The organism is Stenotrophomonas sp. WZN-1 (genome assembly GCF_002192255.1).
Taxonomy (GTDB): Bacteria; Pseudomonadota; Gammaproteobacteria; order Xanthomonadales; family Xanthomonadaceae; genus Stenotrophomonas.
Genome location: NZ_CP021768.1, coordinates 603,485 through 621,915 on the forward strand (window position 1 = coordinate 603,485; position 18,431 = coordinate 621,915).

At 60.5% G+C, this 18,431-nt stretch carries 16 protein-coding genes; 6 read left to right on the forward strand and 10 right to left on the reverse strand.

Annotation, left to right across the window (positions count from 1 at the left end):
- The first annotated feature begins 73 nt into the window (after positions 1–73).
- The 5 genes from CCR98_RS02785 to CCR98_RS02805 all read left to right on the forward strand — a co-directional run bounded on the left by CCR98_RS02785 (position 74) and on the right by CCR98_RS02805 (position 7,182).
- Complete coding sequence (locus CCR98_RS02785; protein WP_232463077.1) at positions 74–904, forward strand: ABC transporter permease; 831 nt, start codon at positions 74–76, stop codon at positions 902–904.
- On the forward strand, positions 894–2,216 hold the full coding sequence (locus CCR98_RS02790) for an ABC transporter ATP-binding protein (protein ID WP_087921440.1): 1,323 nt from the start codon (positions 894–896) through the stop codon (positions 2,214–2,216). Before CCR98_RS02785 ends, CCR98_RS02790 begins: the two co-directional genes overlap by 11 nt.
- Complete coding sequence (locus tag CCR98_RS02795) at positions 2,216–4,357, forward strand: glycosyltransferase (RefSeq protein WP_087921441.1); 2,142 nt, start codon at positions 2,216–2,218, stop codon at positions 4,355–4,357. The genes CCR98_RS02790 and CCR98_RS02795 overlap by 1 nt, the downstream gene beginning before the upstream one ends.
- Complete coding sequence (locus CCR98_RS02800) at positions 4,357–6,057, forward strand: hypothetical protein (protein WP_087921442.1); 1,701 nt, start codon at positions 4,357–4,359, stop codon at positions 6,055–6,057. The genes CCR98_RS02795 and CCR98_RS02800 overlap by 1 nt, the downstream gene beginning before the upstream one ends.
- Before the next feature lie 399 nt (positions 6,058–6,456).
- Complete coding sequence (locus tag CCR98_RS02805) at positions 6,457–7,182, forward strand: class I SAM-dependent methyltransferase (protein WP_198361054.1); 726 nt, start codon at positions 6,457–6,459, stop codon at positions 7,180–7,182.
- Between the two features lie 30 nt (positions 7,183–7,212).
- On the opposite strand, the gene CCR98_RS02810 is transcribed toward CCR98_RS02805, so the two are convergent.
- The 10 genes from CCR98_RS02810 to CCR98_RS02855 all read right to left on the reverse strand — a co-directional run bounded on the left by CCR98_RS02810 (position 7,213) and on the right by CCR98_RS02855 (position 17,112).
- Complete coding sequence (locus CCR98_RS02810) at positions 7,213–8,466, reverse strand: glycosyltransferase family 4 protein (RefSeq protein WP_157721498.1); 1,254 nt, start codon at positions 8,464–8,466, stop codon at positions 7,213–7,215.
- Between the two features lie 197 nt (positions 8,467–8,663).
- Positions 8,664–9,398, reverse strand: coding sequence for a glycosyltransferase family A protein (locus tag CCR98_RS02815; protein WP_087921445.1), 735 nt, complete (start codon positions 9,396–9,398; stop codon positions 8,664–8,666).
- A gap of 7 nt (positions 9,399–9,405) precedes the next feature.
- Entirely contained in the window at positions 9,406–10,416 is a 1,011-nt protein-coding gene (gene galE / locus CCR98_RS02820) for a UDP-glucose 4-epimerase GalE (protein ID WP_087921446.1), read from the reverse strand.
- 73 nt (positions 10,417–10,489) lie between these two features.
- Positions 10,490–12,037, reverse strand: a complete 1,548-nt coding sequence (locus CCR98_RS02825) for a glucosyltransferase domain-containing protein (RefSeq protein WP_087921447.1) — start codon at positions 12,035–12,037, stop codon at positions 10,490–10,492.
- Between the two features lie 2 nt (positions 12,038–12,039).
- Positions 12,040–13,173 carry a dTDP-4-amino-4,6-dideoxygalactose transaminase gene (rffA, locus tag CCR98_RS02830; protein WP_087921448.1) on the reverse strand — a complete coding sequence of 378 codons (1,134 nt, stop codon included), beginning with the start codon at positions 13,171–13,173 and terminating at the stop codon, positions 12,040–12,042.
- A 28-nt stretch (positions 13,174–13,201) separates the two neighbouring features.
- On the reverse strand, positions 13,202–13,585 hold the full coding sequence (locus CCR98_RS02835) for a hypothetical protein (protein ID WP_232463078.1): 384 nt from the start codon (positions 13,583–13,585) through the stop codon (positions 13,202–13,204).
- The gene (locus tag CCR98_RS02840; RefSeq protein WP_087921450.1) at positions 13,582–14,337 is read right to left on the reverse strand and encodes a GNAT family N-acetyltransferase; all 756 of its coding nucleotides are present in this window, start codon (positions 14,335–14,337) and stop codon (positions 13,582–13,584) included. The genes CCR98_RS02835 and CCR98_RS02840 overlap by 4 nt, the downstream gene beginning before the upstream one ends.
- Entirely contained in the window at positions 14,330–15,313 is a 984-nt protein-coding gene (locus CCR98_RS02845; protein ID WP_087921451.1) for a glycosyltransferase family 2 protein, read from the reverse strand. The genes CCR98_RS02840 and CCR98_RS02845 overlap by 8 nt, the downstream gene beginning before the upstream one ends.
- Before the next feature lie 114 nt (positions 15,314–15,427).
- Positions 15,428–16,366 (reverse strand): electron transfer flavoprotein subunit alpha/FixB family protein, encoded by a 939-nt coding sequence (locus CCR98_RS02850; RefSeq protein WP_087921452.1) that lies wholly within the window; start codon positions 16,364–16,366, stop codon positions 15,428–15,430.
- On the reverse strand, positions 16,366–17,112 hold the full coding sequence (locus CCR98_RS02855; protein WP_087921453.1) for an electron transfer flavoprotein subunit beta/FixA family protein: 747 nt from the start codon (positions 17,110–17,112) through the stop codon (positions 16,366–16,368). Before CCR98_RS02855 ends, CCR98_RS02850 begins: the two co-directional genes overlap by 1 nt.
- A gap of 258 nt (positions 17,113–17,370) precedes the next feature.
- Here CCR98_RS02855 and rfbB point away from each other — a divergent pair, with 258 nt between their 5' ends.
- Complete coding sequence (gene rfbB / locus CCR98_RS02860; RefSeq protein WP_087921454.1) at positions 17,371–18,426, forward strand: dTDP-glucose 4,6-dehydratase; 1,056 nt, start codon at positions 17,371–17,373, stop codon at positions 18,424–18,426.
- Positions 18,427–18,431 lie beyond the last annotated feature (5 nt).

The window sequence follows — 18,431 nt, forward strand, 5'->3', positions numbered from 1 at the left end:
AGGTCGCGCCCAGCGCTCTATCGACCTGTCCATCAAAAGGGGCAGGCAAAGCATGAACCCAGGAAGTCCAAGCATGTTCAACTCAAATCAAGCGATGAGCATGGCGCCGATCACGGCGCTGCGCTCCATCTTCCACTATCGAACGCTGATCCTGGAGATGGTGAAGCGGGAAGTGATCGGGCGCTATCGTGGATCGGTCATGGGGCTCTTGTGGTCGTTCTTTACCCCAGTGCTCATGCTGGTTGTGTACACCTTTGTCTTCAGCGTCGTGTTTCGTGCGCGTTGGGCTGGGGGGTCTGGCTCGAAAACTGAGTTCGCGGTGGTCCTGTTCGTGGGCATGATGATCTTCGGGCTGTTTTCTGAATGCATCAATCGGGCGCCGTCGCTCATCCTGTCCAATGCGAACTACGTGAAAAAGGTGATCTTTCCCCTGGAGATTCTCCCGGTGGTGTCGTTGGGTGCGGCGCTGTTCCACTTTGCCATCAGCATGGTGGTCTGGGTGTTGTTCTATCTGATCCTGTTTGGTATCCCCTCGGTGCAGGCGCTTTGGTTGCCGATCGTGATGGTGCCGTTGCTGATCCTGTGCGTTGGCGTGTCATGGTTCCTTGCGTCGCTGGGGGTCTACCTGCGTGACGTTGGCCAGGTGATCGTGGTCGTCACGACCGCGCTCATGTTCATGTCGCCCGTGTTCTTCCCGGCAGTTGCGATGCCGGAGGAATTTCGGCCCTATCTGTACATCAGTCCGATCACTTACTTCATTGAACAGTCCCGCGAGCTCCTCATCTGGCACGGCAGTATGCATTGGGGCATGTGGCTGAAGATGATGGGTGTTTCCATTGCGGTCGCGGTACTGGGCTTTGCATGGTTCCAGAAGACCAGAAAGGGTTTCGCCGATGTCATCTGAAAACGCCATTGAGGCGGAGAGCCTCAGCAAGTGCTACCAGATTTACGACAAGCCCCGCGACCGTTTGATGCAGATGCTGCTGGGCAATGACGAGCGGCGTTTCTACCGGGAGTTCTGGGCTCTTCGGGACGTGTCGTTCAAGATTCCCAAGGGGCAGGTGTACGGCATCCTTGGCAAGAACGGCGCGGGCAAATCGACGCTGCTGCAGATCATCTGCGGTACCTTGGCGGCGACGTCTGGCGAGGCTAGGGTCGCTGGTCGCGTCTCGGCTCTGCTGGAGCTCGGCTCGGGGTTCAATCCCGAGTTCACGGGTATCGAAAACATCTACATGAACGCCCAGCTGCTGGGCCTGACCCGCAAGGAAGTTGACGGCAAGCTGGACAAGATCATCAGCTTTGCCGACATCGGCGATCATGTCAGCCAGCCGGTCAAGACCTATTCGAGCGGCATGTTCGCGCGACTGGCATTTTCTGTAGCCATCCATGTCGATCCAGACATCCTCATTGTTGATGAGACGCTCAGCGTTGGTGACGCCTGGTTCCAGCACAAGAGCATGGCGCGAATGCGCAAGCTCATGGAAAGCGGTTGCACCGTGCTCTTCGTCAGTCACTCCATCGACGCAGTGCGGGCACTTTGTGATTACGCCATCTGGATCGATGGTGGTACCCTCAAGATGCAGGGAAATGTCACCGAGGTGACCAATGCCTACATGAATGATGTGTTCGTCGAGCACAACAAGATCATTCTGGAGGCCAACGATGTGACGGTGGATGGTCTGCCGGATCATGCGCCCGCTGCGGAAATTGAACGAATGGCGCAGACATCTCCGGTCGATGCGGATGGCGCGACTTCGTCGGACGAGGAGCTTGCGGATGGCGCTGTGCTGCGCATCGAGCAGGTCGGGCTGGTGGACGCGGACGGCCGTCCGTGCCGGAAGATCGAGCAGGGGGAGGACCTCGCACTGGCCGTGGATGTACGGTTCTACAAGGATTTGAAGAACATCAGTGTGGGTTTCCTGATCAAGGACCAGTTCGGTCAGGACCTTACCGGCGAGAGCATCTTCAATTCGCAGCGCAAAGGTATCGATGTTGTTGCTGGACAATTGTTGAGGGTGCGTTTCACCTCCTGCAATCAGTTGCGTGGTGGCCAGTCCTATTCCATCGCGCTTCGAGTTAATCAGGTCAGCCGCTGGGATCGCAGTGACAATGTGACCATCTATGCGGATGAGTTGGCTGCCGTGTTCGATGTAATGGCGGATGTGGATCAGCCCATGTGGTTCAAGTTCAAGATGCCCTTCAAGGTGAGTTACTGATGATTGATGTGAGCGTGGTGTTGAATATGCACAGGGAAGCGCTCTACCTCGTGCCCACTCTCAAGTCGCTGGTGCAATGTGCAGCCAAGGCCCGGGATGAAGGTGTCATCGTGGAGCTTGTCGCGGTGTTCGACCGCGCCGATGACGCAACCCGGGAGGTTTTCCGGGCGCACGATCTTTCCGTTTTCGTCGCCGTCAAGGAGGTCGACGTCGACGTTGGTTCGCTGGGTCTGGCCCGCAATGCAGGCATCGAGCGTGCTGACGGTGAGTATGTATGGACCTCCGACGCCGACGATCTCGTTTCGTCCAACGCCATTGTGGCGTTGCTCGCGGCGGCGCGCGGGCATGACCGCGCCGAGGTTGCCGTCTTCCTCGAGTACCTGTGCGCGTTCGGTGAGCAGTACCACAATGTGCGCTATGTTGATTCAAAGTTCCTGACTGCAGGCGACTTTGCATTCCAGCACCCCTATGTTTCGCGGATCTTCGTTCGCCGTTCTGCATTCGAGTCGCTGAAGTACGATGATCTGCGCGTCACTACGGGGTTTGCATACGAAGACTGGTACTTCAATTGCCAACTGCGGGCAGCTGGCTACGACATGATCGTAGCGCCAGATACGGTGATCTTCTATCGCCAGCGGCCAGGGAGCCTGCTACGCCAGGCCAATGCGGCGTCGGTCCGGCTGATTCCCCATAGTCGACTGTTCGATCCGGAGGTGTTTCTCGCAGACATGCGGGAGAGTCGTCGCCGGGCCGGTGACTGGAACGCGCTGTTGGCTGATCGGAAGGCGATCTTCGCCCAGGACAACACGCGCCTGTTCATGGAATCGGCGTCTCTGCAGGAATCGCTTTGGGAAGCCATCCAGCTGGAGCCGGAAATTGAACCGCATCGGGTCGAGGCTGCGGGCAGCTACAGCCCGATGCCGTGGAACCCCGAGCATTGGGGAATGCAGCTGGAGCACCTCTACGGGATGATCGGCAGAGGCCGCTTCACGGACATCGTGCTGTTGCCCTGGCTCATCGCTGGTGGTGCGGAGAAGTACATTCTGCAGGTGCTTCATGAGATCGCCGCTCAGCAGCCTGAAGCGCGGATTCTTGTGATTGCCGGTCAGGCCGCGAAGCGCCACGACTGGGTTGCCAAGCTTCCCAAGGGCTCGGTATTCATCGACATCTGCAATGCATTCCCCCACCTGGACAGCACCGATCAGGATGCATTGACCATCAGGATGCTGCTGGCCATTCGTGAGGGGGATGCAAGGCTGCACGTGAAGTCGTCTCCATTTGCCCACCGGCTGCTGGATGCGTATGCGCCGGTGTTGACGCGCCTGTTCCGCATTGTCTACTACCGCTTCAGCGACGCCACGTATCGTTGGCGAGACACGGTTCTGCGAGGCCCTTGGGGCATGGGTGTCCTTCGCAGGCATCTTCCCGGTTTCTGGCGGGTGCTGACCGACTGCGAGGCGATCGTCGCGGCCGATCGCAGTTTTCTCGGGCCGCTGCCTTCCTACAGCCCCATCTACGCACGCTGTGACGTGAGTTCGGCCGCAATTGACGGATCCTCGGGCCGTCTCGGGACGCGCAGAAAGCTGCTGTGGGCGTCGCGGGTGGCTCCGGAAAAGCGCCCCGAGCTGCTATCCGCTATATCGGAGCGGTTGGCAGCTCAAGGCCTGGATGTGAAAATTGACGCTTTTGGCACGGCTGATCCGGGAGTGAACGCCAAGCACGTATTTGGCCAGGGTCAGGGCCGGATCCGGTATCGTGGTGGATTCAGCTCGTTCAGTGAGCTGCCTTTGGGCGAATACGATGCCTTCCTCTACACAAGCTCCTTTGATGGGCTTCCCAATATCCTGCTTGAAATGGCGGGGGCGGGGCTGCCTATCATCGCGCCAGATGTCGGCGGAATCAGCGAAGTAGTAAAGGATGACGTGACTGGGCGCCTGATTCCGTCCATGCATGACGATGCCGCTTTGGCTGACGCCTATGTTCAGGCCGTCCTCTCGCTATACACGGAGGGTACGGATTGGCAGAGGATGTCTGAGGCATGCCGCAGTCTGATTGAGACACGCCATGGCGCCGGTGCTTTTGCCGGTCATGTTCGTGACGTGCTATGTCTGGCCCCTGAGAATAGTAGCAAGGTTGTCTAATGCAACACCTCCACTTCTATGCGGATCCGCACAGTATCGATGTCCTGGCCTCCGGGGAAAGCAAGGCGATCCTGATCGGCAGTGATTTCGGCTATGGCAATTTCGGTGATCTTCTCCAGCACATGGGAAGTATCAATCGGGTCAAGCGGTCTTCCGCACTTTCGGTTGTTTCGGTGCTTTCTCTGGATGCCATCTCACGCCACGTGGGCGTGGGTTCGCTTCGCCAGTCATATGGCGTCGATGCACAGATGTTCGTGTCCTCGGCGCCACTAAATGATGATAGGGCGGCGAAGCTGGGTCTTGCGCGCATCCGGTCGCTGCGCAATGTTGCATGTGTGCAGTTGTACGGCGGCGGGTTCCTCAATGAAATGTGGGGAGGCTTCGTACTGCAGGTGACGGAGTTCTTTCTGCGCAATCTGCCTGGTGTGTCCTACTTTATTTCGGGGCAGCAGATCTCCAAGGGTTTCGCGGAAGTTGTCCAGCAGCATTGCGTTGCATTCCAACCTCAACTTATCGGTGCTCGTGACCGCGACTCGCTGCAGACCATGCAGTCGTTAGGCGTGCAGGCGCGTTACTCGTTCGACGATGCGGTTGAGCCTTTGAATGAATTGTCGCGGGTGCTCACTCCCTCGCGGGCTGACACCGGTGCCTTCCTTCACCTCAATTCTTCCGGTTACACCGGAAACAGTGCCGAGATCGAAGAGATCTCCGCGCACATGGACGTGCTTTCCAGGCGATCCGGTACTCGTGACCTTGTGCTTTTCCAGGCATTCCAAGATGCACGGGAAGAAGTGGTTGACTCGATCGAGACCGTCAAGCGGTTGGAGGGTGGGCTCCCCTTCGTTGATCTGAATACGATCATGTTGGTGTCCTTCATCATGAAGGGGGGCGATGCGATGCCGCCCATGCTGTTGAAGGGTGAGTACGGATATGTCTGTTCCTATCATGTAACCATGTGGCTTCAGCTCAACGGCATTCCCTGCTGGTTACGAAGCAGCAACCCTTATTACGACCAGAAGCGCAAAGCGTTGGGAGTAGAAGGGACCTTCGAAGCCTTCCTTGAGCAGATGCCGACGGTGGACCACACCGGGAATCTGCAGGAACGGGTGGCGTGGGCTAACCTTCTGGAATCCCGTCTGGGTGAACTGCCTCCCGTAGACAACGCCATGCAATGGGATGCGTTGGGCAATGAGACCGAGCATCGTTCATTTTGCTTCAAGGGCGAACCGCGGCTTGAAACCCGCTTGAATGAAAGCTGGGCTGCCGTGCTTGGGCTACAGGAGGACGTTTCGCGTCTTAACGCTGAACTTGGAGATGCGCAGGGAGAGCGGGCTGCCGTGGATGGGGACAGGAAATCCCTCGAAGATCGACTGGCTGTTTACGGCCAGCGCCTTACACATGTCGGTGCGGAGGCTCGGCAGTACAGGCAACAGGCCGAGCATGAGCATGCAAACTGGTTGCGTGCAAACCAAGCGGAGCGGAACGCCACTGCTGTGCTACAGGAGGTCATGCAGAGCCGATCCTGGAAGTGGACGTTGCCTGTTCGCGTGGTCAATCGATTCATGAAGACGCGCCGCTTCGATGCACAGGGAGAAGTGGGGCTATTTGAAGCCGCGCGGCGTGTCGCTGGCAAGTTGCCCATCCCTGCCCCGGTCAGATTGCGGTTGGGCAAGTACCTCCGCGGCTTGCGGAGAGGCTGACACTTCGCCAACGTCCTGCAACCGTGCGTGCTGACGGCCCGGTCGAATGCCTTGCAGGACGGTTGCCTCGCCATGTTCCCGGCTGGCAGCGCGCCGGGAGGAACACGGCAGCTCCAGCCTCCCGGCTGCTCGGGGGGGGGGGGGCGGCAAGGCAGGGCGTTCGGGAACTTGATTCTGGCGGGAAAACTACATCAGTATTGAATACCTCGGCCGAGTGCCGACGCATTCTGTCCCTATGGCTCGGAGAGACATGGCATGAAGCGGTGTATAAGGTGTTCTTTCGCATATGACGCATCGGAGTGGGTTTGTCCTGAATGCAGCTTCGAGCCTCCAATCATCGATGGCTGGCCAGCGTTCGCCTCTGAATACGCCATTTCGACAAGTGGGTACAGGCCGGAAGTGTTTGCAGAGCTCGCCAGTCTGGAATCAGGCAGCTTCTGGTTCCGGGCGCGCAATCAGCTGCTTGTCTGGGCGTTGCGCCGCCATTTTCCGGATCTGCGTAGCTTCCTGGAGATAGGCTGCGGAACCGGCTTCGTTCTCGATGGGATTGCCCAAGCATTTCCCGGAGCGAGGATTGCCGGCAGCGAGATCCTCAGCGCTGGCCTGCCCTTCGCTGCGCGGCGGATGGCATCGGCGGATCTGTTCCAGATGGACGCGCGGCGTGTCCCGTTCGACACTGAATTCGATGTCATCGGTGCATTCGATGTCCTTGAACATATTGAAGAGGATGAGTCTGTCCTCTCTGAAATACATCGTGCGCTGGTGGCTGGGGGCGCCGCTATCTTTACCGTGCCGCAGCATCAGTGGCTGTGGAGCAGTATTGATGAGCACGCCTGTCATGTGCGGCGCTACCGTACCGGTGAGTTGCGGGAGAAGCTGATTCGTTCGGGCTTCCAGGTAGAACTGGAGACGTCTTTTGTCAGTCTGCTGCTGCCGATGATGCTCGCGTCGCGACTCTCCAGGAAGGATGTACCGGAGCAGGACGCCAATGCGGAGATGCGTCTGCCCCGGATCCTCAATCAACTGCTGCTGGGCGTGATGGCCGTGGAGCGGGGCCTGATCAAGTCCGGCATCCGGTTTCCCATTGGTGGAAGCAGGCTGGTGGTTGCACGCAAGATCAGCTGAGTTCGTGATCCGGGTTGGTGCGAAGCGGCGTCAGTGCGCGTAGCCCGGAATCTGCTGCAATGACGCGACGAACCTTTCCCAGGTGAAGCTGCTGACGGCGTTCGACTGTATCTGGATCCACTCCGCCCGGGTAGCGGGATCCATCAGGTTGCGTACTGCTACAGAATAGTCCACCGCGGAAGCGTTGGCCGGGACCAGCATGTCTGTCGGAATCAAGTCGCTGATGCCGCCAATCTGCGGCGCAATCACCGGAATGCCGGATGCCGTTGCTTCGAGCAACACGTTCGGAAGACCATCCCAGCAGCTGGTGTAGATGTACGCCAAGTGCTCCGGACCAACAATGTCCGAGAACCGCTCATAGCTGCCGCGAATGCTCACGTTGCTCAGCGCTTTCAGCCGACGCAGGTTTTCGTCATCCACGGACAGTGCTGCGCCATGGACATCCCAGTGAAACTCCGGCATCGAGGACGCGAGTTCCACAACGAGATCCGGACGTTTCTGGCGTTCAAGGCGGCTGGCCCAGAGCAGACGCTTCGGGTTGATGCTCCGGTTGGGGGGCAATGATGGTACTTCCGGTGCGGGGAAATGAACCACTTGAAACAGCGATGGATCGACGCCGATCGAGTCGCGCCATGCGGTCGGTGACGCAGCGTTGTCGGTGATGACCGCATCCAACCACGGGAGACACGTGGGCAGGAATTGCTGGGCAAGACCGGTACGGCGACCATCCGCTTCGAACTCATCGCAGTACAGGGAGGCGAACACTCGTGTTCTCTGCCGGATAGCCTTGCCAAATCGCTGCAGCATCCGCCACCCGGTATGTGAATTGATGATATGGATCCTGGTGGGGGCCAGCTGGACAAGAAGTCGTGCCAGCACGACCTCAGGCTCACCATGGGGAAGGCTCAGCGTTGCCAGTAAGTGGCCGCATTCCACAAAGGGCGTGGCGTCATCCAGACGGTTGGCCCAGGGAGAGTCGCCGGGCTCAGTCGCAAGTACCAGGACGCGTTGGCCGAATGCCTCGTGCAATGCTCGGGCGTGGTGTAGAGCGCCAAGATCGGCTCCCCCCCGCTTGAGCCATGGAATCAGCAGAACCGTATCAAACTGTCGGTTGCCGATGCTGCGCCGCAACTGTTCATAGGCATGACCCGCCTGCGTCCAGTGCACGGGGGTCAGGAATGCCTGTGGACGTTGATCGAGAACTATCTCCGGGGCGAGCAGGGGGTCGACTGTGACCGAGAGGTCGCGCAGATCCTGAACCGCCCAGCTGGGCAGCATCTGCATATGCTTCTGCGGTGCTCGCAATGTTCGACGAACCAGCAATGACGCCGCAGAGGTTGGCCAGTGTCCTGATGGATGAATCCACCGGGCACATACAAGAAGCCATGAAACCAGGGAGCTTCTCGCGCTTTCCGGCAACCTGGTCAACAACAGCCGGTCCGTGAGGGTGTAGGCGTCCCGGAGAAAATGGCGGATATTGCTCATTGCAGATCGAACAAGCGTGTTGGAGGAATGAGCGCATTCTGGCTGGCATGCGCATTGTTCAACGAGCCAGAGCGCTTTTTCCTGACGTAGTGGACTGTCCGCTCGGCAATGACGTGAGCATGCCCCCGGGCATAGGTCTCGCAGTTCCAGTGCCAGTCTTCGAACCCGAAACCCGACTCGCCTGGACGCGCTTTCGCATAGGGCAGCTCGAGGTAGATCTCGCGGCGCGCGAAACTGCAGGCGTTCCAAGGGTTGACGGTAAGCATGCAGGCTGGATCGAAGTCCACCGCGTCGCTGCCGGTCTGCCACCACAAGCCGGTCTCTGCCTCGAACGTCACGATCAGTTCGGGATGGAGGATGGCTGATCCGGGAAGCGCTTCTGCGCGCTGATGGCAGCGGATGAGGAAATCGGCGGATAGGTAGTCGTCCCCATCGCAGATCAGGATTCGCGCGCCGGACGAGGCGAGCACAGCTTGGTTGCGTGACAGCCCCAGATCTCCGCAATCCAGATGCAGGACGCGGTCCACGCACCCGTTGGCGAGGTGAGAATGGACGATGCGCGTGGTTTCCTCGTCTGCGCGATCCAGGGTCGCGACGACTTCCAGCGAGATGCCTGCGCTGCTTGCAGCCATCCGGCAGCGCTGCAGCGAAAGAAGACTCTTGTGAGCCAACAGCGCCTCGCGATGGAAGGTGATGATTGCTGTTACGTCATGGAGGGTAGTGGGCAGCATCGACCATTCACGCCTTCATGGAGTCGACCCGCATCTGCCATCGCCAAGCGTCGATGCACATCTGGTCAAGGCCCAGCGATGGCGTCCATCCAAGGAGCTCACGGGCAACGGATGGATCGGCAAAACACGAGGCAACATCACCCGTGCGGCGTTCGACGATCCTGAGCGGGATCTGGCGGCCGCTGGCGCGCTCGAAGGCCGCAACCACTTCCAGTACGCTATGACCTTGGCCGGTGCCCAGGTTGACGGTGATGCTGCGTTCGTTGCGCGCGAGGAACTCGAGCGCCTTGACATGCGCCTGCGCGAGGTCGACCACGTGGATGTAATCACGCACGCCCGTGCCATCAACGGTCGCATAGTCGCTGCCGAAGACCCGCAGATACTCGCGCTTCCCGCTTGCGACCTGCGAGATGTAGGGCATCAGGTTGTTGGGAATACCGTGGGGCGCCTCGCCAATCAATCCGGAGGGATGGGCGCCCACCGGGTTGAAGTAGCGCAGTGAGGCAACGCTGAAGCTTGGGGTGGACGTCGCGAGATCTTCGAGCATGTGCTCGCAGATCAGCTTGGATCGCCCGTAGGGGTTGGTGGTGCGGGTATTGGCCGACTCCGGGATGGGACACTGATCTGCCTCGCCGTAGACGGTGGCCGACGAACTGAATACGAACCTGTCTACACCGCAGGCCTGCATGGCCTGAAGAAGCGAGATCGTGCCGGTTACGTTGTTGTCGAAGTAGTCGAGCGGGCGTTCCCAGGATTCACCGACGGACTTCAATGCGGCGAAGTGGATGACCGAGTCGATGGAGTGCTCGCGGATCACACGCTCCAGCAACGCTCGGTCGCGGACGTCTCCCTGGACGAAAGCAGGCACCTTCCTCGAGATGGTTTCGATGCTGGCAAGTACCTCGACACCGCTGTTGACGAGGTTGTCCAGGATTGTCACTTCATGCCCGCATGCCAGCAGCTCCACACTAGTGTGGGAGCCGATGAAGCCGGTTCCTCCAGTAACCAACACGTTCATCTTGAAATACCTATCAGAGTGGATCAGCTTGCATTCAATCGGGGCTTGCACCTGAGTCTGCAGCAGGAGCAGCTCAGTGCATGCATATCACGACCTCGTCTCCCTGCTTGTGCAGGGAGCTGGGTGCAGGATACTTGGCCGAAGTTGAACACAGTCCAGAGAACTCGGGCGCCAGGCGGACGTTCTGGTCGCGGCCGGTCGCTTCGTCGAACAGTGGATCCAGCGCCCAATCAACGCCCAATGCCGAGATGTTCATGTCGCCCTGAGCGATACTTTGGGCGATTTCATGCGACCAGGTCGGACCCACGATTGCCAGCTTCGAAGCCGCCTCAGGATACTTCTCGGTCGCGAGGAGCGCCATTTCCCGTGCCTGCATCTGGTCCCAACGATTGAGTCGTTGCTGATTGAACAGAATCGACTGACTGTGCGCGGAAAAGATGCAGCCGCTGGTGATGAGAAGAATGCCGGCGAGAGTGACGCGGGGATCGCTGGTGGGGATCAGCACTGAAACAGCCGCTGCCAGAGCGAAGGGGACGGCGATCAGGGTACGGGGAACGGGCCACCAGGTCACCGTGACAGCGATCGGAATGAGCGCTGCGACGGTGGCGGCAATCAGAACAACGACTGCCAGCCAGGCTGAACCCTTGGCCATCCCCAGGCGGGCCACCAACAGGACAATGAAGCCGGCGGCTGCGAGTGCTTTTGCGGGCCATGCGGCAACAGTTTCGGATTGTGCCCAGAGAACGGTAAGCAAGTGCGTCAGCTCGGTCCAGCGCTGGGACAGCAGCTCCACGGGAATCAGCTCCGAACGCCCCGTTGCTGGAACACTAGCCGTGACGAGCACCAGCTTGGCCACGAGCATGTTGCAGAGGATCAGCACAATGCCCGCCACTGCGGCGTGGACAGGCGGCGCGAGCCAGCCTTGTCTCCGCAGGAATCCCAGGCCGAGGCCTGGCGGAAGCCCGTGCTGGAGGCGGCGGACGTGCACACACAGCACGGCAATCGACAGGAAGCAGACTGCAAGCTGGTTGAACCCCATGACCAGAGTGGCCACCAGGACACTGGCAATGAGATGGGAGACCCTCACCGTTCCTGCCCCGAGCGCGCCCCGGTACAGCCGGAGTGCCAGCCACATGCCGAGGAAAGTCAGCGACATCGGCAGCGCAGCCTGGCGATAGGAAACGTACTCCGTATAGTAGGGATGGGCGCCCAGTAGGGCGCCGAGGCCGATGGCGATGGTGGCCGTGCCCTTGGGCGGAAGATCAAGCGCATCCCTGAAGAACAAACCGCTGAACACTGCTGTCGCGGCCAGTCCGATGGTGGAGAAGCTCGACATTGTCAGGTTGCAGGCATGCAGGATCACATCCATCAGTGCGCTGCCGTAGCGTCCCTGGGAGATGAAGAATCCGGCAAGGCTATTGTCCCCGGCCGCCCGGACGATCGCATAGTCATCCAAAGAGTAGCCCGGCATGAAACCTACGAGTTTCGATGCCAGGAAAAACGCATAGTAGGCAAGCAGGAACAGCGTCCCTGCCCGCAGTTGGCCAACAACCGGTGGCAGGGTGTGTTGTCCTTCGTCCAGCATCGGGCTGGAGTGCGCAGTGGTGCTCTCGTGCGCCATCGTCAGGTGCCTTGCGCGATCGTGGCATCCGCTGCTGCCAGGACCTGATCCAGCTGCTGCTCCAGGCCAAGCCAGAGCGGCATGCGTACCAGGCGGTTGCTGATGTCGTCGGTTACTTCCATCGTTCCAGCCACGCGACCCAGGCGGTCTCCGGCGGGAGAGGAGTGCAGTGGGATGTAATGGAAGACCGTTTGCACTCCGCGCTCGCGCATTCCTGCGATGAAAGCAGTGCGCGCCTCCAGGCTTGGTAGCAGCAGGTAGTACATGTGTGCGTTGTGCGTGCACTCGGCCGGAATGATCGGGCGACGCAGTTGCCCCGCAGCTTCGTAGGGCTCGGCCCACGCGTCGTAGCGGTCCCAGATGGCAAGCCGGCGGGCAGTGATTTCTTCGGCATCATCCAGCTGGGCATTCAGGAATGCCGCGATGATTTCGCCGGGAAGATAGGATGAGCCCACGTCGACCCACGTGTACTTGTCGACCTGTCCGCGGAAGAAGCGGCTCCGATTGGTACCTTTCTCGCGGATGATCTCCGCACGCTCGCCGAAGGCGGCGTCACGGCACAGTAGAGCGCCGCCTTCGCCGGAAATGACATTCTTCGTTTCGTGGAAACTGAACGCGCCAAGTTGGCCAATCGTCCCCAACGCATGTCCCTTGTAGCTGGACATGATGCCCTGGGCGGCGTCCTCAACAACATTCAGTCCGTGTCGTTGCGCGATCTCAATGATCGTATCCATTTCACACGCCACGCCCGCATAGTGGACTACACAGATGGCGCGGGTACGCGGAGTAATCGCCGCTTCGATCAGGGCCTCGTCGATGTTGAGAGTGTCGCTCCGTATGTCGACGAATACCGGCACCGCACCACGCAGTGCGAAGGCGTTTGCCGTCGACACGAACGTGAAGGAGGGCATGATCACCTCATCACCGGGTTCCAGATCCAACAGAAGAGCGGCCATTTCCAGTGCTGCAGTGCACGAGTGGGTGAGCAGAGCACTCGCAGCGCCCGTGCGTTCCCGCATCCACTGGTGGCATTTCTTTGTAAATGGACCGTCTCCCGAAAGATGGCCATTGGCGTGCGCCTGGCCGATCATGGGAAGTTCCTTGCCGGTCATGAACGGGCGATTGAACGGAATCATGAGGTCTCTTTGGTGTGAGCAGTTGATATCAGCCTTGGCTGATGATGATCAGGCCGGCGACAACGGTCGCCAGGCCGACCGCCTTTGATAGGGTAAAAGCTTCGCCAAACAGCGGAATGGCCGCAACGCAGACGATCAGGAAGTTCAGTGCCATGAATGGATAGGCACGACTAAGTTCCAGTCGCGAAACCGCCAGCATCCAGCAAAGGGATGCAGCGAACGCCGCGACAAAGGCGGAAATCACCCAAGGCTGAAGGAGCAACTGGATGACAGGAGGGAGTTTGCCCAGCCACCCGGCCGTCGTTGCCTGGTACGAACTCGCCTGCCATTTGATGACGAGCTGACCATAGCTGGTCAGCACAATCGTTGCGGCGACCATGAACCAAGGAAAGAAAGGAGTTACGGGGTTCACGGCCTGCTCCGTTGTGCAGCCAGGCGGCGGTCGATATGGAACGTATCGTACGCTCTCGCCAGCAACAGCCCGGCACGCGCCCATTGTCGCTGCACGGTGTAATTCCAGATCTGGGTGGAGATACTCAGGCGCACCAGGCCAGCTTCTGCATAGTGGTGCAGCAGGTGGCGCAGCAGCGTGCCGTAGTGACCTCGTCGCTCGAAAGCGGGGTGGACTGCATTGAGTACGATCTCCACGCCACCGTCCTGGACATCGCAGGTAGCGAAACCAGCGGCATCGTCGCCGTCGAACACCAGCCAGGTATCGCTGGTTGTGTCGGACGGGTCGGCACGGCTTTGGGCCCACTCGATGTATCCGTCCAGAATCTGTGCAGCGGGCAATAGCGGATTGGCCGCATAGTGGGCCCGATAGTTCTGGAAGCCTGCGGAGGCGATGCCGCGAATTGCCTCAAGGTCGCTCAGTTGCGCGCGGCGAACATTGGGAGCCGCGTTTCCCGCAGAAGCTGGCAGCCGCACTTCATAGTAGACAAGGGTGTCAGCGTGGAGCAGTACTTCGCCCTGCTGGATCAGCGCATTGGGGACCTCGTTGCTGCCCGCCGGAAAGCGGGCAATGATGAGGTCGGCCGGGGAGGCGATAATGGCCTCGACCATGGGCGCCGCAGGCGTATCGATCCCGAGGTTCGCGCGCTCGACGTGGATCGCAAATCGATTCGAGTCCAAGGGCGAGTAGTTGAGCAAGGTCTGTTCAGGCATTGTCGTTGCTCCAAGAGTCACGCCAGATCAGGTACTGCGGGCGTCTCTTGGTCTCGTTGTGCATGCGACCGACATAAAGGCCGACCACCCCAATGCTGGCCATGAGGAAGCTTCCCACCAGCCAGACCGAAGCCAGGATACTGGTGAATCCGGCGACTCGAACATCGCCCATGAGGTAGCGGTACACGGCAAATGCTGCAACGCATAGGCCCACGCCAGCGAGTGCGAAAGAAGCGGACATGACCAGTCTCAGCGGCTTGTCCGAGAATGAAAGGGCGATCCGGGTCGCCATCTGCAGCAGCTTGCTCAGCGTGTAGCCGCTCTTGCCCACGGCGCGCTCCCCGTGTACCACGGGGGTACGAACCGTCCGAAAGCCCGTCCATCTGGCAAGCAGAGGAAGGAATCTGTCCGTTTCCGGCATCGCATTCATCGCGTCGATGACTTTGCGGCTGTAGGCGCCGAAGTTGGCGGTGCTTGGATCGTAATTGGTATCGGTCAACCAGCCCAAAGTACGGTAGAAGGTGCGCGAGCCTGCCTGCTTGAACCAGGTGTCCTGACGTTCGATGCGTTGTCCGAGGACGATCTCGACATCTTCCTTAAGCTCGGCCAGAAGCGTGGGAATCTCCTCAGGTATGTCCTGCAGGTCACAGTCCATCACAATCATGGCCCTGCCTCGGGCTCGTGCGATTCCAGCGCTTATCGCGGCGTGTTGCCCAAAGTTCCGTGAAAGCTTGAGCCCTCGTACCTCGGCATGGAGTTGAGACAACTCCAGGATGCGTTCCCATGCCTGGTCCGGGCTGTTGTCGTCGACGAAGATGATTTCGACTGTTCTGCTCTCATTCTTGACCGCAGCCAGGACCCTTTCGGTCAGCTCTTCCAGGCAGCTTGAGCATCCGTAGACCGGAATGACCACGGATACGTCCGGGACGAATGAGAAATCCCGAGACGGTGCCTGATTCAGGACGGTCTTTGACATGGGCTTTGACGGTTGCGGAGACACGCTGGTAAGGGGTCCAATGGCCGGAGCGGGAAGAGCATCGGCCGCACTAGGCGGCCGATGCAGCAAAGCCTACTATTTCACAGCGTAACCTTACAGCGCCTTTTCCAGCTCAGGCAGGATCGCGAACAGATCCCCGACCAGGCCGATATCGGCAATCTCGAAGATCGGCGCATCGCCGTCCTTGTTGATCGCGACGATCATGCCAGCATCCTTGATGCCGGTCAGATGCTGGATCGCACCGCTGATCCCCACCGCCACATACAGCTCCGGGGCGATGATCTTGCCGGTCTGGCCGACCTGCAGGTCGCTGGGCACGTAGCCGGCATCGACCGCGGCACGCGAGGCGCCGACGGCGGCGCCGAGCTTGTCGGCCAGCTGGAAGATGACCTTGAAGTTCTCTTCCGAACCGACGCCGCGGCCACCGGAGACCACGCGCTTGGCGCTCTGCAGGTCCGGGCGGTCGCTGGCACCGGCGGCGAGGCCGACGAAGCGGGTGTGGGTCGGCAGGGCAGCATCTACGCTGGCCGCTTCGATGGCGGCGTTGCCGCCCTGGGCCGCTTCCGGCCACGAGGCGGCACGCACGGTGGCGACCACGATCTGGTTGGCCGGGGCTTCCACGGTGATGATCGCGTTGCCGGCGTAGATCGGGCGCTTGAAGGTGTGGCTGCCTTCAACGCTCATCAGGTCGGAGACCTGGTTGACGCCGAGCAGGGCGGCCACGCACGGCATCAGGTCCTTGCCGAAGGTGGTCGACGGGCCGAATACGTGGGTGTAGCCCTTGGCCAGCTGCGCGATCTGCGGCGCCAGCACCTGGGCGATGGCCTGCGCGTTGGCGGCGTTGGCCACGGTCAGGACCTTGGCGACGCCGGCGATCTTCGCGGCCTCGGCGGCCACGGCGGCCGGGTCGGCGGCCAGTACCACCACGTCGATGCTGGCACCGCTGATGGCAGCGGCGGCGCTGACGGTCTTGGCGGTGGCGGCGTTGAGCTTGCCGTCGTGGTGCTCGGCGATGACGAGAATCCTGCTCATTACAGCAACCCCTTCTGCTTGAGTGCGGCAATCAGTTCGGCCGCGTCCTTGACCATCACACCCTTGCTGCGCTTGGACGGCGCAGCGTACTGGGTGGTCTTGAAGGTATCGGCGGCTTCGACGCCGAGGTCGGCCAGCTGCAGGGTCTCCAGCGGCTTGGCCTTGGCCTTCATGATGTCCGGCAGCTTGATGAAGCGCGGCTCGTTCAGGCGCAGGTCGGTGGTGACCACGGCCGGCAGATCGACTTCCAGCGTTTCCAGGCCGGCGTCGACTTCACGGGTCACCGTGGCCTTGCCGTGGGCAATGTCCAGCTTGCTGGCGAAGGTCGCCTGCGGACGGCCCCACAGCGTGGCCAGCATCTGGCCGGTCTGGTTGGCGTCGTCGTCGATGGCCTGCTTGCCGAGAATCACCAGGTCCGGCTGTTCCTTCTCGATCAGCTTGAGCAGGGTGCGTGCGGCGGTCAGCGGCTGGATGGCCTGGTCGGTGACCACATGGACGGCGCGGTTGGCGCCCATGGCCAGGCCATTGCGCAGGTGCGCCTGGGCATCGGCCGGAGCAATGGTGGCGACCACGACTTCGCTGGCGATGCCCTTGTCGCGCAGGCGCAGGGCTTCTTCCAGGGCGATTTCATCGAACGGATTGGGGGACAGCTTGACGCCGTCGGTGACCACGCCGGAACCGTCCGGCTTGACCTGAATGCGGACGTTGTAGTCCACCACGCGCTTGTACGCGACGAGGATTTTCATCTGGTACGGGGTCCTTCAATAACGGGGAGAACGTCCGGTCCTCGCACAGCAACCGGTTCGGGGGTGGGATCCCGATTCTAGCTGGCTTGAGGGGACCATGCGAATGCGTATGGTTATGCTGCGGTGCGGCAGAAAAATGCCCGCCCCATGCTTCGTTCATGGTGCGAAGGAAGTCGTGAAGGTGGCCCCGATGTATCCTGTTGAGCTGAATCAAGTTGCTGATGCGACCCACATGATTGATCAACAGGAGATCAGGTAGTGCCCACATGGCTTGTCACCGGCGGTGCCGGATTCATTGGCGGTAACTTCGTTCTCGAGGCCGTGGCGCGCGGCGTCAAGGTCGTCAATCTCGACGCCCTGACCTATGCCGGCAACCTGAAGACCCTGTCCAGCCTGGACGGCAACCCGAACCACGTGTTCGTGCAGGGTGACATCGGCGACAGCGCCTTGGTCACCCGCCTGCTGGCCAAACACCAGCCGGACGCGGTGCTCAATTTCGCCGCCGAGAGCCACGTCGACCGTTCCATCGATGGCCCGGGTGCGTTCATCCAGACCAATGTGGTGGGCACCCTGGGCCTGCTGGAAGCGGTGCGCGACTACTGGAAGGCGTTGCCGGCCGAGCAGGGCGCAGCATTCCGCTTCCTGCATGTGTCCACCGACGAGGTGTACGGCACCCTCGGTGAGACCGGGAAGTTCAGCGAAACGACCCAGTACGCCCCCAATTCCCCGTACTCGGCGTCGAAGGCCGCATCGGACCACCTGGTGCGTGCATTCCACCACACCTACGGGCTGCCGGTGCTCACCACCAACTGCTCCAACAACTATGGCCCGTACCATTTCCCCGAAAAGCTGATCCCGCTGGTGATCGCCAAGGCCCTGGCCGGCGAACCGCTGCCGGTCTACGGCGATGGCAAGCAGGTGCGCGACTGGCTGTTCGTGTCCGACCACTGCGAAGCGATCCGCACCGTGCTGGCCAAGGGCCAGGTCGGCGAGACCTACAACGTCGGCGGCAATTCGGAAAAGCAGAACATTGAAGTGGTGCAGGCGATCTGCGCACTGCTGGACCAGCGCCGCCCCCGCGCGGACGGCCAGCCGCGCAGCAGCCAGATCACCTACGTCACCGACCGACCCGGCCATGACCGCCGCTATGCGATCGATGCCTCGAAGCTGAAGAACGACCTGGGCTGGGAACCGGCTTACACGTTCGAGCAGGGCATCGCCTACACCGTCGACTGGTACCTGGACAACCAGGACTGGGTCAATGGCGTGCTCGACGGCAGCTACCGCCTGCAGCGCATCGGCACCACGGCCTGAATCCA